We start from the raw sequence: 24,472 nt of genomic DNA, 5'->3' as shown, positions 1-24,472 counted from the left end.
TTCTCTCAGAACACCCAACGCTGCTCCGAGCGCAGCGAGCGATAGTCCAGCGACTGCGGCGCTTGACCGGTTCGCGTGATCTCGATTGGTTGAGCGTCGTACATGCCGATTCGTTCCGCTGCCTGCGGCGCTTCCTGACCAACTGGCTGGGAAAGCGGACGCTCGGCGCCCATGATCAGGACAACCACGGCAGCGGTGAGGAAACCTTTGCTGGCTAGGGAAAAGCGGGCTTCGCGGTTCATCCTCAACTCCTTCTAAGCATGGGGTACGTGCAATTGCGTTTGCAGAACACATTGCAGTAGCCGTGCCAGAAGCTATTTGAAGATTTTTCCTTTATTTTTCAATAGGTTGTAAATACACATCGATCAGCCCGCCAGCGTAAATTGCAAGAGCCCCCTATGGGGCCCGTGCATTTTGCAAGCCTTCAGCCAAAGCTGTTCTTCAGCTGCAGCATGCGCTGGTGGCAGGCGCGCAGTTTCGGCAGCTCGACCGCGAGCAGCGCGCGGACGTCCGGCTCGGCTCCGTCGCAGGCGCTCTCGAAGGCCTCGAGGATGCGCTCCTCGGCATGCAGCAGCTGCTCGACATAGGCCTTCGAACGATCGCCGATATGCGCCCGGGTGTCGGCATAGAGTTCACGCAGCCGCCCGAGCGCGGTGCCACCCGCGGCGGGTTGCGCATGGTTGGCGGCTACCTTGACGGCCAGCGCCTGGATGATCTGGGTCTTGGCCTGCGCCATGTCGCGGAACAGGTGCTGCAGCTCGACATCCTTTACTTCATCGATGGCGTGCTGGTAGAAACGCTGGCCGTCGCGGGTGATCTCGATCAGTTCGTTGAGCTGCTGGACGTTGGTGTTCATGCGATCCTCCTCGAATATGCGCGTTGGTCTCGGCACGCGAAGTGCCGCTGAGTGTTCGACCTCGCCAGCCGGCGATGGCTCCGCGCCGCGGCGCGCCGGCTCGAGACGCCAGATGACACGCCGTAGCGCTTGCGACGCTCGGACCGTGCAACTTGCAAGACTTTTCGTAGACTAAGCACTCGCGCTGGCGGGCGAGACGCCAGCGGCACCTCTCTTTTCCCTTTTCATCGCCTTGCTGACTGGAGCGTTCATGGAGCAGACCACGGAAACCGGCGGACGTATTCTTCTGGTGGATGACGAAGCGGCGATCCTGCGCACCTTCCGCTATTGCCTGGAGGATCGCGGCTATACCGTGATGACCGCCGCCAGCGCCGCACAGGCCGAAGCCATCCTGCAGCGCCAGGTGTTCGACGTCTGCTTCCTCGACCTGCGCCTGGGCGAAGACAACGGTCTCGACGTACTGCAGATCATGCGCACGCTGGCACCCTGGATGCGGGTGGTGATCGTCACCGCACACTCAGGCGTGGACACCGCCGTCGATGCCATGCAGGCCGGCGCTGCCGACTACCTGCTCAAGCCATGCAGCCCTGAGCAGCTGCGGCTGTCGGCAGCCAAGCAACTGGAAGTGCGGCAGATGGCTGCCCGTCTCGAGGCGCTCGAGGGGCAGGTCCAGCAGCGTAGCGACGCGCTCGGCTCGCACAGTCCGGCCATGATGGCCGTGCTGGAAACCGCCAGGCAGGTCGCCGATACCGACGCCAACATCCTCATCCTCGGCGAGTCCGGCACTGGCAAGGGCGAACAGGCGCGCGCCATCCACACCTGGAGCCGGCGTTCGAAGAAGGCCTTCGTCACCATCAACTGCCCCTCGCTGTCGGCGGACCTGATGGAGAGCGAGCTGTTCGGCCATAACCGCGGCGCGTTCACCGGGGCGACCGAAAGCACCCTGGGTCGGGTCAACCAGGCCGACGGCGGCACGCTCTTCCTTGACGAAATCGGTGACTTCCCGCTGGCGCTGCAACCCAAGCTGCTGCGCTTCATCCAGGACAAGGAATACGAGCGCGTCGGCGACCCGGTGACGCGTCGCGCCGACGTACGCATCCTCGCGGCGACCAACCTCAACCTCGAGGAAATGGTGCGCGAGGGCAAGTTCCGCGAAGACCTGCTCTATCGCCTGAACGTCATCACGCTCAACCTGCCGCCGATGCGCGAGCGGCCCGAAGACGTGATGCCGCTGGCCGAGCGTTTCCTCGCCTCTTTCGTCAAGAACTACGGGCGGCCGGCCCGCGGCTTCACCGATGAGGCGATTGCCGCGCTGAAGACCTATCGCTGGCCGGGCAACGTGCGCGAGCTGCGCAACGTCATCGAGCGCGCCAGCATCATCTGCCCGCAGCAGATGATCGAGGTTCACCACCTCGGGCTCGGCGAGCAGGCGGGCAGCAATGCCCCGCGCATCGGCGAACCGATGAGCCTCGAGGCGCTCGAGCGCGCCCATATCGCCGGCGTGCTGAGCACCAGCGGCACCCTCGAGCAGGCAGCGCGCATCCTCGGCATCGACGCCTCGACGCTGTACCGAAAACGCAAGCAGTACGGCCTATGAAACTGCACATGAAGCTTCGAACCCGGCTGTTTCTCGGGTTCTCGGCACTGATGACCGTAGCCCTGCTCGGGTTGATGCTGGCGCTGGTCAGCGTGATGCAGATGGCCAAGAGCCAGGAGCGCCTGATCGGCGACAATTTCACCGCCATCGAACTCAACCAGCAGATGCGCCATGCCCTGGGCAACATGCTGCTCGGGCGGATGCATGCCGAGACCGATGTGGCGCTGCTGGAGCGTGAGCAGGCCAAGTTCGAGGCGCTGCTGGAGCAGCGCCTCGGCGAGAGCACGAGCGCCGAGCAGGAGCGGGACCTGCGCGAGATCAGCGCGGCGTTCGCCCGTTTCGTCGAGCAGCTCACGGTGCCGCACAGCGCCGACTGGACGACCGCGGACGACCAGGCGTTGGGCGATGCCTTCTCCGCCGTGCGCGAGCGCCTGCTGGAGGTGCAGAACCGCGCCTATCAGCACATCCGCGAAATGGAGGAGCACAGCCGCGATCGCGCCATTCTACTGGCCGGCGTGCTGGGCCTGACCGGCGTAGCCGTGCTGCTGATCGGCTTCATTACCGCGCACGGTTTCGCGCGCCGTTTCGGCGAGCCGATCGAGCGGCTGTCCGCCGCCGCCGACCAGATCGGCCGCGGCGACTTCAACATTGCCCTGCCGAGCTCGCCGATCGCCGAGCTGTCCTCGCTGAGCCGGCGCTTCGGGCTCATGGCCCAGGCGCTGCACGAATTCAAGCAAACCAACGTGGAAGCCCTGGTCAACGGCCAGCAGCGCCTGCAGGCGCTGCTCGACAGCATCGATGACGGCCTGCTGATCATCGATCGCGAGGGCCGCCTGGAGCACGCCAACCCGGTCGCGCAACGCCAACTGGCGTGGGAGGAGGAGCACCTCGGCGCGCGTGTCGGCGAGGCGCTCGACGCACCGGAACTCGACCAGGCGACCCGCCAGGTGCTGGACGACAAGCCGCTGGCCGCGCCCCCGCAGGACCTGGTCATCGAGGCCGATGGCGAGCGGCGCCTGCTCGCCTGGCGCATGAGCCCGGTCAGCCATCACGACGGCAGCATCAGCGGCGCCGTGATGGTGCTGCACGATGTCACCGACCAGCGCACCTTCGAGCGGGTGCGCAACGAGTTCGTCCTGCGCGCCTCTCACGAGCTGCGAACCCCGGTCACCGGCATGCAGATGGCCTTTAGCCTGCTGCGCGAACGCTTGAAGTTTCCCGAGGGCAGCCGCGAATCGGACCTCCTGGTCACAGTGCACGAGGAAATGCAGCGGCTGGTCCGGCTGATCAACGACCTGTTGAACTTCTCGCGCTATCAGAGCGGCCAGCAGAAGCTCGAGCTGGTCCAGTGCGACATTGCCGAGCTACTGGAGGGCGCGCGTCAGCGCTTCCTGACGCCTGCCGCCGAACAGGACATCACGCTCACCCTGGAGGTACAGGCGCCGCTGCCGAGCATGCTGCTCGACCGTCAGCAGATCGACCGGGTGCTGGACAACCTGTTGAGCAATGCGCTGCGCCATACCCCCAAGGGCGGCGAGGTGCGATTGCTTGCCCGCCATCATGGCGAGCGGATCATTCTCAGTGTCGAAGACAATGGAGAGGGCATTCCCTACAGCCAGCAGGCGCGGATCTTCGAGCCCTTCGTGCAGATCGGCCGCCGGCGTGGCGGGGCCGGACTGGGGCTTGCCTTATGCAAGGAAATCGCCCAGCTGCATGGTGGGCGGATTGGCGTGCACTCGCGGATCGGCCACGGCACCATCTTCTACGTCGCGCTGCCCATCTGACGGCGCCCGTTCGAGGAGACCCCATGCCGAGTCTGAATCCCAGCGCGCAGCAGCTGGCCCACTATGCCGAGGCAATGCCCGCCGGCACGCCGGTGCTGATGCTCAACCTGCTGCGCTATCACGCCGAGGCCAACTACCCCTCGGGCAGCGCGCATGCAGCCTGCAGCGGCCGCGAGGCCTACGCCCGCTACAGCCGTACCGCGCTGGCCAAGGTCAAGGCCGCTGGCGGCGAGGTAACGCTGATGGCCCAGGCCCACGCTGCGCTCATCGCCCCGGCGGACGAGCAGTGGGACGACATTCTGTTGGTCAGCTATCCGTCCAGGGAAGCCTTTCTGGCCATGCTCGCCGACGAGGAATATCGCGCCGCCACGGTACATCGCACGGCGGCCCTGGCCGATTCGAGGCTGATCGGCGCGACGCGGCGCTAGGCCTTAGCGCTGCGCCTCTAGGGCGGCGAGAATCGCCGCGGTTTCGGCATCGGGCATGCCGTCGAAGCGCGCCGGCCGATATTTCATCTGGAAAGCGGCGACCACGTTGCGCGTTTCTTCGTCGAGCATCCCGTGCCGCGGCACCCGGTAGCCCTGCTGCGCCAGTTGCGTCTGGAACCATTCGGTAGCCGGCAGCGCACGACTGAAGACTTCACGGTGCGCGGCGACCAGCCGGGCGTCCGGCCAGGGCAGCAGCCCGGCATCGGCCAGGCGCTTCCAGGGAAACAACGGACCAGGGTCCACCTTGCGCTGCGCCGCGATGTCGCTGTGGCCGATGATCGCCCCCGCTTTCAGCCCGTGGCGCTGCATGATGTCCTTGAGCAAGAGGATCAAGGCATCGATCTGCGGCTCCGGGTAGGGGTACCAGAGCCGACGGCCGTCGGCGGTCTGCTCATAGCCCGGATTGACCAGCTCGATACCGATGGAACTGGAGTTCAGCCAGGTTCGGCCCTGCCATTCGCTCTCGCCGGCATGCCAGGCACGGCGATTCTCGTCGACCAATCGATAGATCTTCGCCGGTGCCCGGTCGATCAGGTAATGGCTGCTGACCTCGCCCCGAGAGAGCAGCTCGAGGGAGTGCTCGAAATCGGTCGAGGTGTAGTGCAGAACGATGAACTGGGCGCGGCTGTCCTGGGCGACCGCGCTGTAGCGCGTGTCGATTTCCGGGCCGCTGGCGCAGCCGGCGAGCAACAGCAGCAGGGCAACAAGGCCGAAGGCTTTCATGGGTGACCTCTGGTCGACGACTGGATGACGCAGATAGGCGACGGGGCGCGGATTATACGTGCCGGGCCGCTGCCATCCCAGGCAACCCGTCAGCCCGCCTCGATCCGATTGCGCCCGGCGCGCTTGGCTCGATACAGGGCCTGGTCGGCCCGTTCGAAGGCCTGCTCGCCATCGTCCTCCCCGCTGAAGGCGGTAACGCCGGCGGAAAAGGTCACCTGCACCCGTTCGCCCTTGAAGTGGAACGGGCAAGCCTCGATCGCCGTCCGCAGCGCTTCCAGCACACCCTGGCCAGCGGCGATGGCGGTCGCCGGCAGCAACAGGACGAACTCCTCGCCGCCGAAACGGGCGATGAAGTCGGTCTTGCGCAGCCGCTTGCGCAACTCGGTGGCGATGATACGCAGCACGCGGTCGCCGGCGAGATGGCCGAAGTCGTCATTGATACGTTTGAAATGGTCGATATCGATGACTGCCAGCAGCAGGTCCCCGCCATAGCGCTGCCAGCGCGACACCTCGATCTCCAGGCGCTCGCTCCAGGCGGCGCGGTTCGGCAGGCCGGTCAGTGAATCCTCCAGCGCTTTCTGCCGCTGCTCGGAGAGGTTTTCACGCAGGCCGCGCGCCGCCTCTTCGAGCACACCGACCCGGGTGACCAGCTGCTGCAGGCGCTCGCCGAGCGCCTGTTCCTGCTCGCTGCGCTGTTGCTTGTAGCAGTCGACGGTGTGCAGCAGCCCGTCCAGGCGCGTCTGCACTGCCTGCTTCAGGCTGGCCAGATCGGTGGCCTGGTGCATGCTGGTCTGCAGGCCGCCGACCTGCTCGCGCAGCTGGGTGTCCAGGACATCCGCCGCTTCCCGCCCCTGGGTATGCCCCTGGTGAGCGGCGGCCAGGCTGTTCTGCATCGCCACCAGGCGCTCGTTGAGCGTCTGCAGGTAGGCCTCGAACTCGCGCTGGCTCTGGTCGCTGACCGCGACCATCAGCCCGGCGAGGTCGTCGAGCACCGGGACCAGTTCGTACCAGTTGAGGCCGTGCTGAATGCGTACCCGCAGGGCCTCGGCCTGCGGCTGCCGGTGCTCGGGCAGCCGCAGCGCATCGAGCAGGCTACGCAGCGTGCTCTCGACGTGCTCGGCAATCGCGCTATAGGGCTGATCCGGCGATTCGGGCAGGGCGTAGTCGGCCGCACTGGCGGCCTGGAAGACCACGGGCTCGGCCGGTACCGTCGGGGCTGCCGTGTCCGGGGCGGCGTCGGCGTCGGCGTCGGCGTCGGCGTCGGCAGATTGCTCTACCACTTCGGCCGCCAGCGACAATGGCGTCGGTGCCACGTCCGGGCCCGGCTCGTCCAGCGGAGGTGGTGAGGCTGGCTCTTCGGCCAGCACGGGCGTAATTGGCTCGCCCAACACGCCGTCTGCCTCGTTGCGTTTGCCGAACAGGCGCCGCAGCAGTCCCGGCGCCGGTTCCGGCTGACGGACCTGCAGCGCCTGCGCCTGCAGCGCGCCGAGTTCCCCGATCAGCGACGGCAGCTCGCGCAGCTGGGATGCACGGCGGTCCAGCTGTTTGCCAAAGCGCTTGAGCGCCCGCCGAACCTCGCCCGGCAGTTCCAGGGCCAGCAACTGAGCCACCAGGCGCTGCAGCGCTTCATGCAAGCGCAGGCTGCGCTCATGGCGGTGCCGCTCGGAATCCAGCACGGCCTTTTCCAGGCGCGGCACCAGCACGTCGAGCCCGCTGTCGAGATCACCGTCCCGCAGGATCTCGCGCATCTTCCTCAGGCACTGCTCGACTCCCGGGTCGGCGCCCTCGACCGCCAGGCTGCTGCGGACCAGGCTGCGCCGCAACAGGTCCAGGCGCTGCTCCCAGCGCGCCTCCTGGCGCTCCTGCTGCTCCAGCAGCTGCAAATACTTTTCCCGCCAGCGCTGCTCTTCTACGGTCATCCGGCTTGCTCCTGCTTGGCCGGCAGAGCCTGCGCATGCAGCGCGTCGGGCAGGCGGATCTCCACCGCCACCGGCAGATGATCGGATATCGGCAACGGCAGCACTTCCACCCTTTCCAGCGCCAGGCCGGGGCTGAGCAGGATATGGTCGAGACAGCGCTGCGGGCGCCAACTGGGAAAGGTCGCCTGCACCTGCGGCGCCAGCAGACCGAGATCACGCAACGGCGACACTTCCAACAGCTCGGTGGCGTGGGTGTTCATGTCGCCCATGAGCACGACATGCCGACAATCGCCGATCAGTTCGCGGATATAGGCCAGTTGGCGGGCTCGCACACGACCACCGAGCGCCAGGTGCATCACCACGACCATCAGCGCGTCGGGTGTGTCACCAAAGCGCAACAGGATGGCGCCACGCCCGGATGGCCCGGGCAGCGGGTGATCTTCCAGTTCGCGCGGCTGCAGGCGACTCAGGACACCATTGCTGTGCTGGGCGAAACGCCCGAGGTTGCGGTTTAGCTGCTGATACCAGTAGGGAAAAGCACCCAGGTGAGCCAGACGCTCGACCTGGTTGATGTAATCGGAGCGCAGGCTGCCGCCATCGACCTCCTGCAGCGCAACGAGGTCGTAACCTTCGAGCAACTCGCCGATTCGCTGCAGGTTGATCGCACGCCCGGAATGCGGCAACAGGTGCTGCCAGCTGCGCGTCAGATAGTGACGGTAGCCTTCGGTGCTGATACCAACCTGGATATTGAAACTGAGCAAGCGCAGCCGGCCGTCGCGGGGCAGACCGCTGCGATCAAGGCAATGCGGGTTGACCTGGGCCTGCCCGGCCCTGGCCGCCCGCGTGGCGCTCCAGCGGCGCAACATGGTGGTTTACTGCGCCGAACGCTCTTTCTCGATGAGGAAGTCGGCCACCTGCAGGGTGCGCTCCGGGCCACCGGCCGAGCCCAGATCGAAGCGGTATTTGCCATTGACGATCATTACTGGAACGCCGCTGATCTGGTAAGCCATGCCCAGCTTCTTGGCCTGTTCGACGCGGCTCTTCACGCCAAAGGAGTTATAGGCTTTGAGAAAGGCGTCCCGGTCGACCCCCTGGGTCTGGAGGAAGTCGGCCATTGCCTCGGGCGTAGCCAGCTTGTTGCCCTGCTCGTGGTAGGCGCGGAACACGGCGTCGTGCACCTTGCGCTCGACACCCATGCTTTCCAGCGCGATGAACATCTGCCCGTGCGCGTTCCAGACGCCGCCAAACATCGCCGGGATGCGCTTGAAGGCGACATCATCGGGAAGCTGCTCGACCCACGGATTGATCGTCGGCTCGAACTTGTAGCAGTGCGGGCAGCCGTACCAGAACAGCTCGACGACCTCGATCTTGCCGGGCTCGGAAACCGGTACCGGGCTTTTGAGCTCGACATACTCCTGGCCGGCCTGGAAGTCGGCAGCTACGGCCGGCAGGCCGAACAGGCTGCAGGTAGCCAGAACGGCGGCGAGTACGAGTTTGCGCATGGAAGACTCCTTGACCCTCAGAACGTTTGCGCGACAGGCTCCTATAAAACGCGGCAGCTCGCCAGCGTTTTCCGCCGGTCGCGTGCACGACATTCTAGAGCCGGACGCAGAATGCAAAAAGGGCGGCCGGACTCGCGTCCGACCGCCCTTTTCAGGCTAGCCCGCTACGATCAGTGCAGGCCCTGGATGTAGCTGGACAGCGCTTCGATGTCCTTGTTGCTCAGCTTGGCGGCAATGTTGCGCATGATCATCGTGTCGCCATCGTTGGTACGGTTGCCCTCACGGAAATCGGTGAGCTGCTTGGCCACGTAGGCCGCGTGCTGACCGCCGAGTTTCGGGAAGCCCGCCGCCTCGATGCCGACGCCGTTCGGCGCGTGGCAACCGGTGCAGGCCGGCATGCCGACATCGACCTTGCCGCCACGGAACAGCTTCTCGCCCTGCTTGACCAGTTTGGGATCGGCCATGCCGACAGTCATCTTCTGGCTGGAGAAGTAGGCGGCGATATCCGCAAGATCCTGATCGCTGTACGGATCGAGCAGCCCGGTCATCTCCAGCACCTTGCGGCCGACGCCTTCAGGCGCACCCGGGGTGCTGCCGGCCTTGATGTCCTGCAATTGCTTGAGCAGATAGCGCTCGCCCTGACCGGCGAGCTTGGGGAAATTCGGGGCCGCGCTGTTGCCATCGGCACCGTGGCAGGCGCCACACACTGCAACTTTGCCCTGCCCGGCTTCGGCGTTTCCAGCCGCGTGGGCCATACCGGTGATGCCAAGGGTCAACAGCAGACTCACGAGTATTTTGTTCATCAGCTCATCCAACTACGGCTAAAGGTTTGTGGTGTTCTCGGGCCGCGCATACCGGCGAGGTCATGACGGCGCTCGTTATGGACGCACCGGGCAGCGTTCCGCCAGGGCGGCTGCGGCTGTTCGGCACCGCATCGGCGCGCATGTGCCAAGGCTCCAGAGAGCAAAGCGCACACAAAATCCGCGGCATTATATACTCCCGCTTGCGAAACGGAAATGAACCATTGCCGCACCCCCTGCGCCGCCACCGGACTCCCCATGCCCCCGAAGAACCCGATTCTCGGCCTCTGCCAGCAGGCCAGCTTTCTCATCAGCGCCGCCAAGGTGGACCAGTGCCCCGCCGACGAAGGCCGCGAGGTCGCCTTTGCCGGTCGTTCCAATGCCGGCAAGTCCAGCGCGCTCAATACGCTGACCCACGCCAACCTCGCGCGCACCTCGAAGACTCCCGGCCGCACCCAGCTGCTCAATTTCTTTCGACTGGATGACGAACGTCGGCTGGTCGACCTGCCCGGCTACGGCTATGCAAAGGTTCCGATTCCGCTGAAACAGCACTGGCAACGGCACCTTGAAGCCTACCTGGGTAGCCGGGAAAGCCTGGTCGGCGTGTTTCTGATGATGGATATCCGCCACCCGCTGACCGAGTTCGACCGGATGATGCTCGACTGGTCCGGCGCCGCCGAGATGCCGCTGCACATCCTGCTGACCAAGTCCGACAAGCTGGCCTTCGGCGCGGCAAAGAATGCCCTGCTGGCAATCCAGCGAGACATCCGCAAGGGTTGGGGCGAAAGCGTCAGCGTGCAGCTGTTTTCCGCGCCCAAACGTCAGGGCGTAGACGAAGCGCAGCAGGTGCTGGCCAGCTGGCTGGGGCTGGAAGAGCCGGCCGACAGCGGCCAAGAGACAGGCGCATAAGCGGGCGCCTGTCTCACTGCCGCGCCAGGCCCGAACGGGATGCAAGGCCCCACGCCAAGCAGAAATGCATCGGCGCCAGATGCTGGTTCAGCGCCGATCATCCTTCCTCGGCCAACCGGGCGGGTTGACGCCGCTGAACGGCGCCCGCCCAGCCCGCCCACTCAATCGCGATAAGCCTCCACCGGCACGCAGGCGCAGAACAGATTGCGGTCGCCATAGACGTTGTCCACGCGGTTCACCGCCGGCCAGTACTTATGCGCACGGGCATGGGCGCTTGGCGTTACCGCCTCGGCGATGCTGTAGGGGCGATCCCAGTCGCCGATCACGTCGGCCAGGGTGTGCGGGGCGCGCACCAGCGGGTTGTTGTCTGCCGGCCACTGGCCTTCCTGCACCTTGGCGATCTCGGCGCGGATGCTCAACATGGCTTCGACGAAGCGGTCGAGCTCGGCCTTCGACTCGCTTTCGGTCGGCTCGATCATCAGCGTGCCGGGCACCGGGAAGGACATGGTCGGCGCGTGGAAGCCGTAGTCCATCAGACGCTTGGCGACATCTTCCTCGCTGATGCCGGTCTCGGCCTTCAGCGGTCGCAAGTCGAGGATGCACTCGTGCGCAACCCTGCCGTTGCGTCCGCTGTATAGCACCGGGAAGGCGCCACCCAGACGGTTGGCCAGGTAGTTGGCGTTGAGGATCGCCACTTCAGTGGCATCACGCAGGCTCGGCCCCATCATGGCGATGTACATCCAGCTGATCGGCAGGATGCTCGCGCTACCCCAGGGCGCCGCGCTGACTGCACCATTGCCCGGCTGAGGCCCCTCGAGATCGACCACCGGATGGTTGGCAACGAAGGGCGCCAGATGCGCCTTGACGCCGATCGGCCCCATGCCAGGGCCGCCGCCGCCATGCGGGATGCAGAAGGTCTTGTGCAGGTTCATGTGCGAGACATCGGCGCCGATGTCCGCCGGACGCGCCAGCCCGACCTGCGCGTTGAGGTTGGCGCCGTCCATGTAGACCTGGCCGCCCTGGGCGTGGATCGCCGCGCAGATCTCGCGCACGTTCTCCTCGTAGACGCCGTGGGTCGACGGATAGGTGATCATCAGACAGGACAGCCGCTCGCCAGCCTCGGCGGCCTTGCGCTTGAGGTCCTCCAGGTCGACGTTGCCGGCCTTGTCGCAGTCGACGATGACCACCTTCATGCTGGCCATCTGGGCCGAGGCCGGGTTGGTGCCATGCGCCGACGAGGGAATCAGGCAGACGTCGCGCTGCGGCTCGCCGCGGCTCTCGTGATACTTGCGAATCGCCAGCAAACCGGCGAACTCGCCCTGGGCGCCGGAGTTGGGCTGCATGCTGATGGCGTCGAAGCCGGTGATCACGCACAGCCAGCGCTCGAGCTCGTCGATCATCAGCCGGTAGCCGACCGCCTGCTCGCGCGGAGCGAAGGGGTGCACGTTGGCGAATTCCGGCCAGGTGATCGGGATCATCTCGCTGGTGGCATTGAGCTTCATGGTGCAGGAGCCGAGCGGAATCATCGCCTGGTTCAGCGCCAGGTCCTTGTTCTCGAGCTGCTTGAGATAGCGCAGCATCTCGGTCTCGCTGTGGTGCGCATTGAACACCGGGTGGGCCAGGTAGCCGCTGGTGCGCTGCAGCTCATCCGGGATGCCGCTGGGCAGCTCCCCGGCATCGAGTTCGGCGAGGTCCAGACCATGGTCAGCGCCGAGGAAGATCGCCAGCAACTGCTCGACGGTCGCTTCGGAGCAGGTTTCGTCGAGGCTCACGCCGAGCTTGCCGCGGCCCAGCACACGCAGATTGATGCGCGCCGCCACGGCGCTCTCGATGATCGCAGTCTGCGCACCGCCGACCTCGAGCGTCAGGGTGTCGAAGAAGTGCTGGTTGAGCCGCACGACACCCTTGCGCTCCAAGCCGGCAGCCAGCAGGCAGGTCAGCCGATGCACCCGCTGGGCGATACGCTTGAGCCCTTCCGGCCCGTGGTAGACGGCGTAGAAACCGGCGATGTTGGCCAACAGCACCTGCGCGGTGCAGATGTTCGAATTGGCTTTCTCGCGGCGGATATGCTGCTCTCGCGTCTGCAGCGCCATGCGTAGTGCGGTGTTGCCGCGCGCGTCCTTGGACACGCCGATGATGCGTCCGGGCATCGCGCGCTTGTAGTCGTCACGGCTGGCGAAGTAAGCCGCATGCGGACCACCATAGCCCATCGGCACACCGAAACGCTGCGTCGAGCCCAGCACCACATCGGCGCCCAGTTCACCCGGCGGGGTCAGCAGCAGCAGGCTGAGCAGATCGGCCGCGACGCAGGCCAGCGCCTGGCCGGCGTGCAGCTGCTCGATGAACGGGCGCAGGTCGCGGATCTCGCCGTGGGTATCCGGATATTGCAGCAGGGCACCGAACACTTCCTGCTGGGCCAGTTCTTCCAGCGGAGCGACCGTCAGCTCGAAGCCGAAGGCCTCGGCGCGGGTCTGCACCACCGAAATGGTTTGCGGATGGCAGTTCTCGTCGACGAAGAAGCGATTGCTCTTGCTCTTGGCGACACGCCTGGCCAGGGTCATCGCCTCGGCGGCAGCGGTCGCCTCGTCGAGCAGCGAGGCATTGGCCAGATCGAGCCCGGTCAGGTCGATGACCATCTGCTGGTAGTTCAGCAGCGCCTCCAGCCGCCCCTGGGCGATCTCGGGTTGATAGGGCGTGTAGGCGGTATACCAGCCGGGGTTCTCCAGCACGTTGCGCAGGATGACAGCAGGCGTGAGCGTACCGTGGTAGCCCATGCCGATCAGGCTGGTCCACAACTGGTTCTGCTCGGCATAGCCACGCAGCTTCGCCAACGCGGCCGGCTCGTCGAGCGCAGCGGGCAGCGCCAGCTCACCCTGCAGACGGATGGCCGGCGGTACCGTCTCGTCGATCAGCTGATCGCGGCTGCCCAGGCCCAGGGCCTCGAGCATCGCCTGTTGCTCGCTGGCATCCGGCCCGAGGTGGCGCCGCAGGAAGGCGTCAGGTTGCTGAAGTTGTGAAAGATTCGGCATATGCGGCATGGCGGTACTCTCAAAAACCGAAAGCCCCGACGAAGCGGGGCTTTTGCATGGAATCAGGCTTGTGCGCAGGCGGCCTCGTAGGCGGCGGCGTCAAGGAGCTTTTCGAGCTCCGCCGGGTCGCTCGGCTGCAGTCGGAAGAACCAGCTGCCATAGGGATCGCTGTTGACCTGCTCGGGCGAGTCGGTGAGTTGTTCGTTCACCGCGATCACCTCGCCGGAGACCGGCGCGTAGATGTCCGACGCAGCCTTCACCGACTCGACGACCCCGGCCTCCTGGCCGGCGCTCAGGGTGCGGCCGACTTCCGGCAGCTCGACGAAGACCACGTCGCCCAGCGCCTCCTGGGCGTGGTCGGAAATGCCGACGCTGATGCTGCCGTCAGCTTCGAGGCGGGCCCACTCATGGCTGGAGGCGTAACGCAGATCGCTGGGGATGTTGCTCATCTTGTAAGGTCCTCAAGGCTGTCGACAGTGGGTGACGCGGTTGGCGCGAGACGTCTGCCGAATTTACACCAGTACCTTGCCGTGACGCACGAAGGTCGGCTGCACCACGCGTACCGGATACCACTTGCCGCGAATCTCGACCTCGGCGCGCTCGCCGGTGCCGGCCGGCACCCGCGCCAGGGCGATCGACTTGCCAAGCGTAGGCGAGAAACTGCCGCTGGTGATTTCACCATCGCCCAGCCCGGCGACCCGCACAACCTGGTGCGCGCGCAGGACGCCACGCTCTTCGAGAACCAGGCCGACGAGCCGTGGCAGATCGCCCGCAGCGCGTTGCTGCTCGAGCGCCTGGCGGCCGACGAAATCCCGCTCGGCTGGCTCCCAGGCCACCGTCCAGCCCATGTTCGCGGCAAGCGGCGAGACGTCTTCGTCCATATCCTGGCCGTACAGATTCAGGCCGGCTTCCAGGCGCAAGGTGTCGCGCGCGCCCAGGCCGATCGGCGGAATGCCGGCGCCCACCAGTTCGCTGAGAAAGTCCGGCGCCTGCTCGGCCGGCAGAATGATCTCCAGGCCATCTTCGCCGGTATAGCCGGTACGACCGATGAACCAGTCTCCCTCGGCGAGCCCCTGGAAGGGCTTGAGCTGCTCGATCAGGCTGGCACGGTTCTGGTCGACCAGCTCGGCGGTACGCTCGCGGGCGCTGGGCCCCTGGATCGCCAGCATGGCGAGCTCCGGTCGCTCGCGGATCTCTACCGCGAACCCCTCGGCCTGCCGCTGCATCCAGGCAAGGTCCTTCTCGCGGGTGGCGGCGTTGACCACCAGGCGATAGCCCCAGTCGGTGAGGTAGACGATCAGGTCGTCGACCACTCCGCCGCGCTCGTTGAGCATGGCGGTGTACAGCGCCTTGCCGACGCTCTGCAAGCGCGCCACGTCGTTTGCCAGCAGCCGCCGCAGGTAATCGGCAGCCTGCGCACCGGCGACGTCGACGACGGTCATGTGCGACACATCGAACACCCCACAGTCACGACGCACCTGGTGATGCTCCTCGACCTGCGAGCCGTAGTGCAGCGGCATGTCCCAGCCGCCGAAATCGACCATCTTGGCGCCGAGCGCGAGGTGCTGATCGTAAAGGGGAGTACGCTGACCCATGGGTGTCTCCTTCCGGGCAGGTCGCCGAAGCGGCTGGGTGTGACGGGCGATAGGACCGGCCCGCGGGGGGCCGGCGTTCGAATTGGCGCGCATTGTAGCCCCAAGGTCATGACAGGTCACGGCGCGCTGTCGGCGAGCTCAGCGCCTGGCCGAACGGCGTATCAGCAGCACCACCGGCAACAACCCGACCAGCACCAGCGTCAACGCCGGCAGCGAGGCACGCGCCCACTCCCCTTCGCTGGTCATTTCGAAGATGCGTACGGCCAGCGTGTCCCAGCCGAAGGGCCGCATGATCAGCGTAGCCGGCATCTCCTTGAGCACATCGACGAAAACCAGCAGCGCGGCACTCAGGGCGCCGGGCAGGAGCAGCGGCAGGTAGACCCGCAGGAACAGTGCCGGCCCACCGACGCCCAGGCTGCGCGAGGCCTGCGGCAGGGAAGGACGGATGCGCGCGAGGCTGCTCTCCAGCGGGCCGAAGGCAACCGCCATGAAGCGGATCAGGTAAGCCACCAGCAGCGCGCCGAGGCTGCCGAGCAGAATCGGCTTGCCAGCCCCGCCCAGCCAAGTCGACAGCGGAATCACCAGTTCGCGGTCGAGGTAGCTGAACGCAAGCATGATCGCCACGGCCAGCACCGACCCCGGCAACGCATAGCCGAGGTTCGCCAGCCCCACTGCGGCGCGAATCGAGCGCACCGGCGCCTGCCGGCGAGCAAAGGCAAGCAGCAGGGCGACGCCCACCGTGACCGCCGCAGCCAGTCCGCCGAGCGACAGGGTGTGCATGATCAGCGCGGCATATCGCTCATCGAGATCGAAGCGTCCGCGCTGCCACAACCAGGTCAACAATTGCAGGACAGGCACGACGAAGGCACAGAGAAACACCAGCACACACCAAGCGGTCGCGGCGAGCGCCTTCCAGCCGTGCAGCCGATACAACGCCGCGCTGCGCGCGCGCTCGTTTGCCGGCCGCGCCGCACCGCGGGCCCGCCGCTCGCCGTAGAGCACCAGCATCACCGCCAGCAACAGCAGGCTGGCTAGCTGGGTCGCGCTGGTGAGGCTGAAGAAGCCGTACCAGGTCTTGTAGATCGCCGTGGTGAAGGTATCGAAGTTGAACACCGAGACCGCACCGAAGTCAGCCAGGGTTTCCATCAGGGCGAGGGCCAGCCCCGCACCGATCGCCGGGCGCGCCATTGGCAGCGCGACGTGCCAGAACGCCTGTAGCGGCGACTGGCCCAGCACCCGTGCCGCCTCCATCAATCCCTTGCCCTGGGCCAGGAAGGCCGAGCGTGCCAGCAGGTAGACATAGGGATAGAAGACCAGCACCAGCACGACGATCACCCCACCGGTCGAGCGCACCCGCGGGAAGCGGATGTCGCTGCCGAACCATTCGCGCGCCAGGCTCTGCACCGGCCCGGCGAAATCCAGCAGGCCGATGAAGACGAACGCCAGGACATAGGCGGGAATGGCGAAGGGCAGCATCAGCGCCCAGTCCAGCCAGCGCCGCCCGGGGAATTCGCACAGGGCCGTCAGCCAGGCCAGGCTGACCCCGAGCAGCGTCACGCCGATCGAGACCCCGGCCACCAGCGTCAAGGTATTGCCGAGCAAGCGTGGCATCTGGGTTTCCCACAGGTGCGACCAGATCTCGCGGTCGACCTCGTGCCAGCTGAGCAGCAAGACGCTGAGCGGCAACAGAACCAGCGCGGCGACGGCAAAGGCGATGGGATACCAGCGGTGCTCGACGGGATGGGACACTCGGGCCTCGGCAGCAGGAAAGACGACGCCCCCATGGAGGGGGCGTCGAGTATAACGGCATCAGCTCGGCAATCTGCGGGAAAGCGCCCCGGGCGCTCACCCGCACCAGACCTCAGTTCCAGCCAGCGCGATCCATCAGCTTGATCGCTTCGGCCTGGCGCTTGCCGGCGACTTCCACCGGAATGGTGTCGGCCTTGAACTCGCCCCAGCTGGCAACCTCGGCTGACGGCTTCACCGCCGGATTGGCCGGGTACTCCATGTTGATGTCAGCGAAGATGCTCTGCGCCTGCGGCCCGGTCATCCACTCGACCAGCTTGCGCGCCGCTTCAGGATGCGGCGCATGCTTGGTCAGACCGATGCCCGAGAGGTTGACGTGTACGCCGCGGTCGCCCTGGTTCGGCCAGAACAGCTTGGCCTTCAACTGCGGATCGCTCTTGTGCAAACGGCCGTAGTAGTAGGTGTTGACGATCCCCACATCGCACTGGCCGGCATCGATCGCCTGGATCAGCGCGGTATCGTCGGCAAAGACATCGGTGGCCAGGTTGTCGACCCAGCCGCGGATGATTTCTTCGGTCTTCTCCGCGCCGTGGGTCTCGATCATCGTCGCGGTCAGCGACTGGTTGTAGACCTTCTTGCTGGTGCGCAGGCACAGGCGGCCTTCCCAGTTGTCGCCCGCGAGTGCCTCGTAGGTAGACAACTCGCCTTCCTTGACCCGCTGCGGCGAGTAGACGATGGTCCGCGCGCGCAGCGACAGGCCGGTCCAGGCATCGCTGGAGGAACGGTACTGAGCCGGAATGTTCTGCTTGACCACCTCGGAGTCGAGCGGCTGCAGGATGCCCATCTGCTCGGCCTGCCAGAGGTTGCCGCCATCGACAGTCAGCAAGAGGTCGGCAGGCGTGTTCTCGCCTTCAGCCTTGAGCCGCGCCATCAGCGGCGCTTCCTTGTCAGTGATGAACTTGACGGTCACACCGGTCTTTTCGGTATAGGCGTCGAACACCGGCTTGATCAGCTCGTCGATACGCGACGAATACACCACGACTTCATCGGCCGCCTGCACGGCGCCCGACAGGGCCGTCAGGGTCAACGCGGCGAGAAAACCTTTGCTTGCCTGCATGTAGCGTGCCTCTTGCGGAGCTTGGGAGAGCCAAATAATAGTGAATGTTATTTAGCTTCTCAATGCGACATTGGGCGACCGCCTGTCGCAGCGTGTTTCAGGCGCGCGCCAGCTCCGGCAGATCACTGGTCAGGCCCAGGGCCTGCCGTACGAACATCGACTTGAGCTCGGGCAGCGCCTCGACGCCCTTGAGCCCGGCGTTGCGCAACCAGCGCAGCGGCAGCGGATCGGCCTGGAACAGACGCTCGAAGCCCTCCATCGCCGCCATCATCGCCAGGTTGTGCGGCATGCGACGACGTTCGTAGCGTGAAAGCACGCGCAGCTCGCCGGGCCGCTCGCCGCGGGTCAGCGCCGCGTGCAGCACCTCGGCCAGGGTCGCGGCATCGAGCAGGCCAAGATTGACACCCTGCCCCGCCAGCGGATGGATGACGTGCGCGGCATCGCCGACCAGCGCCAGGCCGGGTTGCACATAGCGCTTGGCGTGACGCTGGCGCAGCGGAATGCACAGCCGCGGATCGACCGATTGAATCTCGCCCAGACGATATTCGAAGGCCCGACCCAGCGCAGCGCGGAACGCTTCGTCATCGAGCGCCATGAGCCGGCGCGCCTCCGGCTCGGTGCACGACCAGACAATCGAGCACCAGTGCTGATCGCCGGCGCGCTCGAGCGGCAGAAACGCCAGCGGGCCATCATCGGTGAAGCGCTGCCAGGCCGTGCGCAGGTGGGGTTCGGCGCAGCGCACACTGGTCACGATGGCATGGTGCAGGTAATCCCACTCGCGCGTCTCGCAGCCCGCCAGACGACGCACCGTCGATTGCGCGCCATCGGCCGCGACCACCAATTCCGAGCGGATCCGACGGCCGTCGGCCAGTTCGATCTGCCAGCCCGTGCCATCGCGCTCGAGCGTCTGCAGCGATGCATTGCCGAGCAGCTCGATCTCGCCCCCGGCGCGCAGGGCGTCGAGCAACGCGTCCTGCACCACGCGATTCTCGACGATATGCCCGAGCGCCTCGGCATGCACCGACGCAGCGGAGAAGTGAATCTGCCCGGTGCCTGATCCGTCCCATACCCGCATGTCGGTGTATCGACAGGCGCGGCGGGAGACGATGCCGGGCCAGGCGCCCACGCGCTCGAGGATGCGCTGACTGGCCATCGACAAAGCGCTGACCCGCGGCTCGAAGGGCGCTGCCGCTTCGAAAGCCGGCACCTCGAGCGCGCCGGCATCGACGACCAGAATGCTCAGCCCACTACCGGCCAGGGCCAGCGCGAGCGTACTGCCGACCATGCCGGCGCCGACGATGACCAGATCCGCCTGCATCTGCTTCTCCTTTGGGCGCCCATCGCGCACCGGCTGCAAGATTGTGATTGGTGCCCGCGACTCAGCGCGGTCGTACGCCAAGGCCCATCGCCTGACGGGCGAACCAGCGCTTGGCCGGCGGCAGCAGGTCCAGGCCGATCAGCCCGAGACTGCGCCCGGCCGAGACGAAGGGCCCCGAGTCGCCGAAGAGCCGGGTTACCTGATCGGAAAACCCCACGGTAATCCACTGATCGCGCTGCTGGCGCAGCGCATAGTCATGCAGCAGCGCCGGGTCACCCAACGGCGCACGACTGCTTAGCAGCGCATCGGCCAGTGCATCGACGTCGCGCAGCGACAGGTTGTAGCCCTGCCCGGCGATGGGGTGCAGGCTGTGCGCCGCATTGCCGAGCACCACCAGCCCGCTGCGCACCTGCTCCTCGGCTTCGACCAATGCCAACGGATAGAGGTGGCGTGTACCGACCTGGCGGAAGCCGCCTAGGCGAAAGCCAAAAGCCTGCTGCAAGGCTTCGAGAAACGGCGTGTCATCAAGCAGCGCCAGCTGCTCGGCATCGGCATGCGAGCGCGTCCAGACCAGCGCACAACGATCATCGGGCAACGGCAGCAAGGCCATGGGCCCCTGCTCGGTGAAACGCTCGTAGGCCAGGCCCTGATGCGGCTGGCCGGGCGTGACATTGGCGATCAGCGCCGTCTGCCCATAGGGCCGACGCCGCACATGAATACCCAGCTGCTCGCGCAGGGCCGAACGCCCACCGTCGGCGAGCACGGCGAGTGCGCAGTCGAGCGTCGCGCCATCGGCAAGGGTCAGGCGATAACCCGTCTCGATCGGTTCCAGCGCCGCGACTTCCGCCGGGCAGCGGCGAGTGATGACCGTATCGTCCAGCGCCTGCCAGAGGCAGTGGCCGATCCAGGCGTTCTCGACCACATAGCCGAGCGCCGGCACCCCTTCGTTCGAGGCATCCAGCCGGGTCGCGCCGAACTTGCCGCGCTCGGAGACATGGATGCGCCGGATCGGCTCGGCGCGCCTGGCAATCTCGGCCCAGATGCCGAGGCGCTCGTAGATCAGCCGGGTGCCATAGGACAGCGCCGTGGAGCGGGCATCGTAGCTCGGCTGGTATTCATCGCCAGGTGCGAAAGGCTCGATCAGCTGGATCATCCAGCCGCGTTCACGGGCGCCGGCCTGCAAGGCCAGCGCCAGGCTGGCGCCTACCAGCCCACCGCCGATAATCGCCAGTGTGCTCAAGTCAGAGCCCCTCTTCTCGCACAGCGGCCATCAGCGCCTCGATCTCCTCGACGCGCTTGGGCACGCCGCCGGTCAGAACCTGGCAGCCGGTCTTGGTGACCACGACGTCATCCTCGATGCGCACACCGATTCCCCGCCAGCGGCGCTCGACGTTCTGGTTGTCGGCCGCGATGTAGATGCCGGGCTCTACGGTCATGCACATACCCGGCTCGAGCTCGCGCCAGACGCCGCCCACCTTGTAATCGCCGACATCATGCACGTCCATGCCCAGCCAGTGGCCGGCGCGATGCATGTAGAACGGCTTGTAGGCTTCGCTGGCAATCAGCGCATCGACCTCGCCCTGCAGCAAGCCGAGTTCGACCAGCCCGGCCGTGATGACCCGCACGGTGGCTTCGTGGGCCTCGTTCCAGTGCCTGCCTGGCGCGATGTGCTTGAACGCCTCCTCGTTGGCAGCCAGCACCAGCTCGTAGATGGCCTTCTGCTCTGCCGAAAACCGGCCGTTGACCGGGAAGGTGCGGGTGATGTCGCTGGCGTAGCAGTCGATCTCGCACCCCGCGTCGATCAGCACCAGGTCGCCGTCCTTCAGCGGCTGGTCGTTCTCCCGGTAATGCAGGATGCAGGCGTTGCGCCCGCTGGCGACAATCGAGCCGTAGGCCGGCATCTTTGCCCCGCCCTTGCGAAACTCGTAATCCAATTCGGCCTCGAGGTGATACTCGAACAAGCCAGGGCGCGCCGCTTGCATCGCCCGCACATGCGCCCGCGCGGAGATCTCGGCCGCGGCCTGCATCACCTTCACCTCGGCCGCCGATTTGTACAGCCGCAGATCATGCAGCAGGTGGTCGAGCGCGACGAACTCGCTGGGCGGCTGTGCGCCCTGGCGGGCCTTGGAGCGAATGGTCTTGATCCACTCCATCAGCCGGTGGTCGAACGACTCGTTGCTGCCGATGGCGTAGTAGACGCGCTCGCGACCTTCGATCAGGCCGGGCAGGATGTCATCGATGTCGCCGATCGGAAAGGCATCGTCGGCACCGTAGTCGCGCACTGCGCCGTCCTGACCGGCACGCAGCCCGTCCCAGAGCTCGCGCTCGGGGTCGCGCTCGCGGCAGAACAGCACGTATTCGCCGTGTTCGCGGCCGGGAATCAGCGCGATCACCGCTTCGGGCTCGGGAAACCCGGAGAGGTACTGGAAGTCGCTGTCCTGGCGATAGACGTGCTCGACGTCCCGGTTGCGGATGTACATCGGCGCGGCAGGCAGGATGGCGATACTGTCGGGGCCCATCTGCTCCATCAGCGTCTTGCGCCGACGGGCATATTCCGATTTCGGGATGCGAGTCATCGGGACATCTCAGTGCAAGGAAGGTTTGGCGGTGGGCGGCAGAGGCTTGGCGCATTCGGCGAACAGCAGCAGCGGCGCGACGCGCAGGTACTCCATCACCTCCATGTAGTCGTTCTCGCCGTCCTCGGACTCCTCCAGCGAGTCCTGGATCTGCGCGATGGCAGCGAGATCCTGCAGCACCTCGCGCGCCTCGTCGCTCAGCGCACGATCACCCGCGGTCAGGCCGAAGCCGGCCAGGAAACCCTGACACCACTGGCCGAGGGCCACGGCGCGCTCGGTCAGGCTGGCCTCGTCGCTGGGCAGCAGCAGAACCAGTGCGACGTCCTCGCCGGCCAGTTCGTTCTTGACCATTTCCTGCAGGCCGATCAGCGCCTGCCGGACCGGGCCTTCGGGCATCTCGCCAAGCAGATCGGCGGCATCGGTCAGCCAGGCATCGGGATCGAAACTGGCGCCGGCACAGCTGCGCCCGAGCAGCAGCCCGTGCAGTTCGGCGAGGGAGACGGCTTGCGGAGCGTTCTGCAGCAAACTGGCGAAGGCTGCATAAGGGGAAGCTTGAATCGACATGGCGGCTAGGCGCACCAGAGCGCAATGACTAGAATGAAGGCTCCGTATCCTAGCATCGGCGATTGCGGCAAGACCATCGAAGCCCGGCGGCCCTGCCCGCGCCCCCTAGTAGGAATCCCATGGAAGACGCCGATCTGCGATTGCTGACCGCCAAGCTCGAGCAGCTGATCCAGCGCATCGAGCAACTCAAGGCCCAGAATCGCCTGCTGCAGGCGAACGAGCAGGCCTGGCGCGAGGAGCGCGCTCATCTGATCGAAAAGAACGAAATGGCCCGGTTGAAGGTCGAATCGATGATTTCGCGCCTGAAAGCCCTGGAGCAGGACTCATGACCCAGCCGAACACCGTCACCGTGCACATCATGGACAAGGAATACTGCATCGCCTGTCCGCCCGAGGAGCGCAGCAACCTGGAAGGCGCCGCGCGCTATCTGGATCGCAAGATGCGCGACATCCGCAGCAGCGGCAAGGTGATCGGCGCCGACCGCGTGGCGGTGATGGCTGCGCTGAACATCACCCACGAACTGCTGCACAAGAACGACCAGCTCGACGCCGAAGCCAGCAGCGCCCGCGAGCACGTGCGCATGCTGCTCGAGCGCGTCGACAGCGCCTTGGCTACCGACCCGAACCCCTCAGGCAACTGATCGAACGTCGAGTGAACCATCCTCTGCGCGTCACCGTACGGAAGCCGAGGTCCCGCGCGGCCGGCGGCAGCATGGCGCGCACGTGCAGCCTCGGCGGCCCCTCACTGAAAACCATTCGTCGTAGCGCCGCGATGCCCGATGAAACGGGAACAGATGCAAAAGCATTGAGGTATAATCCCCGCAACTCCCTGGCATGTGCGCCAGTCGGCGATGACCCTCTCCCGATAAGCAACACCATGGAGGCTACACGTGGGACCGGTGTGCATGTCCGCCTGACGGAAAGCCTGAAGGTTCTCTGTAGTCGCCACCTTGAACTCTCGGGTTCAAGGGCCTACGCCGGCAGCGGCATGCTGGGGAGCTACCTTTCATGATCAGCGCCGCGGGCCTGTCTCGCGCCGCTTTACGGCGGCAACTCCGCCAGGCTCGCCGCAGCCTTTCACCGCTCGAGCAACGGCTCGCCGCGCAACGCCTCTATCGCCTGCTCGCCCAACACCCGCTGTTTCGGCGCGCTCGGCACATCGCCCTATACCTGCCCAACGATGGCGAAATCGATCCGCGCCCATTGCTGCGCGCTGCCCAGCGACGAGGAAAGGCCACCTACCTTCCCGTGCTCGATCCATGGCCGCGCACACGGATGATCTTTCAACGCGTACGACCCGGCGAGCGACTCAGGCCGAACCGCTACGGAATACCCGAACCCGTGCGAGCACGCGAAGCTCAGCGGAAGGTCTGGACGCTGGATCTATTGCTGATGCCGCTGGTGGGCTTCGACGAGGCCGGCGGCCGGCTGGGCATGGGAGGCGGCTTCTACGACCGCAGCCTGGCTTACCGCACCCGCCAGAAGAGCTGGCGCAAGCCCACCCTATTGGGCCTGGCCCACGAATGTCAGAAGGTCGACCGCCTGCCGCTTGCGAGCTGGGATGTGGCACTGGATGCGACCGTGACGGACCGAGACTGGTATCGCCCGGAGACCTGTTCGCGCCACGATCCGAATGACTAGCGCTGAGCCTGCGTGGTGGTCTGGAGGACCGGCGCGCCGCCTGGCTCGGCCTGCCGCTCCCAGAGACTCTGCGTGTAGCCGGTGGTGACCACACCGAGCCCGAAGATAAGTACCAAAACCCAGAGAATATCCGGTTTGCGCTTCATAATGATCGCCTCCCCCTGCAAGGCGAATCGTCCACGTCGAAACGGTTTTTTTCGTTCTGGTTTCGACGACCCAACTCAACAGCCGCGGCATTTTCCGTCAAGCAATCGCTCTGCGCAAATGGCGCGTATAGCCGATTGTCGGAGCCGCGACAGAGCTAACAAA

General features: G+C 65.9%; 24 protein-coding genes and 1 other RNA gene. 8 read left to right on the top strand and 17 right to left on the bottom strand.

Going from position 1 to position 24,472, the window contains the following annotated elements; translation table 11 throughout:
- Nucleotides 1–5: 5 nt before the first annotated feature.
- On the bottom strand, nucleotides 6–242 hold the full coding sequence (locus CL52_RS01300; protein ID WP_041108696.1) for a hypothetical protein: 237 nt from the start codon (nucleotides 240–242) through the stop codon (nucleotides 6–8).
- Between the two features lie 182 nt (nucleotides 243–424).
- Entirely contained in the window at nucleotides 425–856 is a 432-nt protein-coding gene (locus CL52_RS01295) for a ferritin-like domain-containing protein (RefSeq protein ID WP_043217942.1), read from the bottom strand.
- Between the two features lie 250 nt (nucleotides 857–1,106).
- On the opposite strand from CL52_RS01295, the gene algB reads away from it, so the two are divergent.
- Genes algB through CL52_RS01280 form a run of 3 tightly spaced genes read left to right on the top strand, consistent with a single transcriptional unit; the run spans nucleotide 1,107 to nucleotide 4,665 of the window.
- A complete protein-coding gene (gene algB / locus CL52_RS01290; protein ID WP_043217941.1) occupies nucleotides 1,107–2,453 on the top strand; it encodes a sigma-54-dependent response regulator transcription factor AlgB in 1,347 nt (448 codons plus the stop codon).
- Nucleotides 2,450–4,237, top strand: coding sequence for an ATP-binding protein (locus CL52_RS01285; RefSeq protein ID WP_043217940.1), 1,788 nt, complete (start codon nucleotides 2,450–2,452; stop codon nucleotides 4,235–4,237). Before algB ends, CL52_RS01285 begins: the two co-directional genes overlap by 4 nt.
- Nucleotides 4,238–4,260: 23 nt before the next feature.
- Nucleotides 4,261–4,665, top strand: coding sequence for a DUF1330 domain-containing protein (locus CL52_RS01280; protein WP_041108704.1), 405 nt, complete (start codon nucleotides 4,261–4,263; stop codon nucleotides 4,663–4,665).
- 3 nt (nucleotides 4,666–4,668) lie between these two features.
- On the opposite strand, the gene CL52_RS01275 is transcribed toward CL52_RS01280, so the two are convergent.
- The 5 genes from CL52_RS01275 to CL52_RS01255 form a co-directional block, all read right to left on the bottom strand.
- The gene (locus tag CL52_RS01275; protein ID WP_043217938.1) at nucleotides 4,669–5,448 is read right to left on the bottom strand and encodes an N-acetylmuramoyl-L-alanine amidase; all 780 of its coding nucleotides are present in this window, start codon (nucleotides 5,446–5,448) and stop codon (nucleotides 4,669–4,671) included.
- Nucleotides 5,449–5,537: 89 nt separating this feature from the next.
- Nucleotides 5,538–7,367: a diguanylate cyclase gene (locus CL52_RS01270; protein ID WP_043217937.1), complete on the bottom strand. Its 1,830-nt coding sequence runs from the start codon at nucleotides 7,365–7,367 to the stop codon at nucleotides 5,538–5,540.
- Nucleotides 7,364–8,233 (bottom strand): endonuclease/exonuclease/phosphatase family protein, encoded by an 870-nt coding sequence (locus CL52_RS01265; protein WP_041108710.1) that lies wholly within the window; start codon nucleotides 8,231–8,233, stop codon nucleotides 7,364–7,366. The genes CL52_RS01270 and CL52_RS01265 overlap by 4 nt, the downstream gene beginning before the upstream one ends.
- 6 nt (nucleotides 8,234–8,239) lie before the next feature.
- A complete protein-coding gene (locus CL52_RS01260) occupies nucleotides 8,240–8,869 on the bottom strand; it encodes a thiol:disulfide interchange protein DsbA/DsbL (protein WP_041108712.1) in 630 nt (209 codons plus the stop codon).
- A gap of 170 nt (nucleotides 8,870–9,039) precedes the next feature.
- Entirely contained in the window at nucleotides 9,040–9,672 is a 633-nt protein-coding gene (locus tag CL52_RS01255) for a c-type cytochrome (protein ID WP_041108714.1), read from the bottom strand.
- Nucleotides 9,673–9,927: 255 nt separating this feature from the next.
- Here CL52_RS01255 and yihA point away from each other — a divergent pair, with 255 nt between their 5' ends.
- Complete coding sequence (gene yihA, locus CL52_RS01250) at nucleotides 9,928–10,578, top strand: ribosome biogenesis GTP-binding protein YihA/YsxC (protein WP_043217935.1); 651 nt, start codon at nucleotides 9,928–9,930, stop codon at nucleotides 10,576–10,578.
- Between the two features lie 161 nt (nucleotides 10,579–10,739).
- Here the strand turns inward: yihA and gcvP are convergent, their stop codons facing one another.
- The 9 genes from gcvP to CL52_RS01205 all read right to left on the bottom strand — a co-directional run bounded on the left by gcvP (nucleotide 10,740) and on the right by CL52_RS01205 (nucleotide 22,523).
- Nucleotides 10,740–13,616, bottom strand: coding sequence for an aminomethyl-transferring glycine dehydrogenase (gene gcvP, locus CL52_RS01245; protein ID WP_043217934.1), 2,877 nt, complete (start codon nucleotides 13,614–13,616; stop codon nucleotides 10,740–10,742).
- 53 nt (nucleotides 13,617–13,669) lie between these two features.
- Nucleotides 13,670–14,056, bottom strand: a complete 387-nt coding sequence (gene gcvH, locus CL52_RS01240; RefSeq protein WP_041108720.1) for a glycine cleavage system protein GcvH — start codon at nucleotides 14,054–14,056, stop codon at nucleotides 13,670–13,672.
- 63 nt (nucleotides 14,057–14,119) lie between these two features.
- Nucleotides 14,120–15,202 carry a glycine cleavage system aminomethyltransferase GcvT gene (gcvT, locus tag CL52_RS01235; RefSeq protein ID WP_041108722.1) on the bottom strand — a complete coding sequence of 361 codons (1,083 nt, stop codon included), beginning with the start codon at nucleotides 15,200–15,202 and terminating at the stop codon, nucleotides 14,120–14,122.
- Between the two features lie 138 nt (nucleotides 15,203–15,340).
- Nucleotides 15,341–16,951 (bottom strand): ABC transporter permease, encoded by a 1,611-nt coding sequence (locus CL52_RS01230; protein WP_041108724.1) that lies wholly within the window; start codon nucleotides 16,949–16,951, stop codon nucleotides 15,341–15,343.
- A 112-nt stretch (nucleotides 16,952–17,063) separates the two neighbouring features.
- Nucleotides 17,064–18,065, bottom strand: coding sequence for an extracellular solute-binding protein (locus tag CL52_RS01225; RefSeq protein WP_043217933.1), 1,002 nt, complete (start codon nucleotides 18,063–18,065; stop codon nucleotides 17,064–17,066).
- A gap of 97 nt (nucleotides 18,066–18,162) precedes the next feature.
- Nucleotides 18,163–19,383, bottom strand: a complete 1,221-nt coding sequence (locus tag CL52_RS01220; RefSeq protein WP_043217932.1) for a 2-octaprenyl-3-methyl-6-methoxy-1,4-benzoquinol hydroxylase — start codon at nucleotides 19,381–19,383, stop codon at nucleotides 18,163–18,165.
- A gap of 61 nt (nucleotides 19,384–19,444) precedes the next feature.
- On the bottom strand, nucleotides 19,445–20,623 hold the full coding sequence (gene ubiH / locus CL52_RS01215; protein WP_041108730.1) for a 2-octaprenyl-6-methoxyphenyl hydroxylase: 1,179 nt from the start codon (nucleotides 20,621–20,623) through the stop codon (nucleotides 19,445–19,447).
- A gap of 1 nt (nucleotide 20,624) precedes the next feature.
- Nucleotides 20,625–21,959, bottom strand: coding sequence for a Xaa-Pro aminopeptidase (pepP, locus tag CL52_RS01210; protein WP_043217931.1), 1,335 nt, complete (start codon nucleotides 21,957–21,959; stop codon nucleotides 20,625–20,627).
- Nucleotides 21,960–21,968: 9 nt separating this feature from the next.
- Nucleotides 21,969–22,523, bottom strand: a complete 555-nt coding sequence (locus CL52_RS01205; RefSeq protein ID WP_043217929.1) for a YecA/YgfB family protein — start codon at nucleotides 22,521–22,523, stop codon at nucleotides 21,969–21,971.
- 119 nt (nucleotides 22,524–22,642) lie between these two features.
- On the opposite strand from CL52_RS01205, the gene CL52_RS01200 reads away from it, so the two are divergent.
- The 4 genes from CL52_RS01200 (at nucleotide 22,643) to CL52_RS01190 (ending at nucleotide 24,163) form a co-directional block, all read left to right on the top strand.
- Complete coding sequence (locus tag CL52_RS01200; protein WP_041108734.1) at nucleotides 22,643–22,852, top strand: TIGR02449 family protein; 210 nt, start codon at nucleotides 22,643–22,645, stop codon at nucleotides 22,850–22,852.
- Nucleotides 22,849–23,163, top strand: a complete 315-nt coding sequence (locus tag CL52_RS01195; protein WP_041108737.1) for a cell division protein ZapA — start codon at nucleotides 22,849–22,851, stop codon at nucleotides 23,161–23,163. Before CL52_RS01200 ends, CL52_RS01195 begins: the two co-directional genes overlap by 4 nt.
- A gap of 182 nt (nucleotides 23,164–23,345) precedes the next feature.
- Nucleotides 23,346–23,524, top strand: a non-coding RNA gene (gene ssrS, locus CL52_RS20390) — 6S RNA.
- A 6-nt stretch (nucleotides 23,525–23,530) separates the two neighbouring features.
- Nucleotides 23,531–24,163 carry a 5-formyltetrahydrofolate cyclo-ligase gene (locus tag CL52_RS01190; protein WP_052264503.1) on the top strand — a complete coding sequence of 211 codons (633 nt, stop codon included), beginning with the start codon at nucleotides 23,531–23,533 and terminating at the stop codon, nucleotides 24,161–24,163.
- Here CL52_RS01190 and CL52_RS21280 read toward each other — a convergent pair.
- Nucleotides 24,160–24,309 (bottom strand): hypothetical protein, encoded by a 150-nt coding sequence (locus CL52_RS21280; RefSeq protein ID WP_165562265.1) that lies wholly within the window; start codon nucleotides 24,307–24,309, stop codon nucleotides 24,160–24,162. The genes CL52_RS01190 and CL52_RS21280 overlap by 4 nt on opposite strands.
- Nucleotides 24,310–24,472: the final 163 nt, after the last annotated feature.

It is taken from the genome of Stutzerimonas balearica DSM 6083 (assembly GCF_000818015.1).
In the GTDB taxonomy this organism is placed as follows: Bacteria; Pseudomonadota; Gammaproteobacteria; order Pseudomonadales; family Pseudomonadaceae; genus Stutzerimonas; species Stutzerimonas balearica.
The sequence above is the reverse complement of the archived record's forward strand: the minus strand, read 5'-3'. Positions and strand labels throughout refer to the sequence as shown.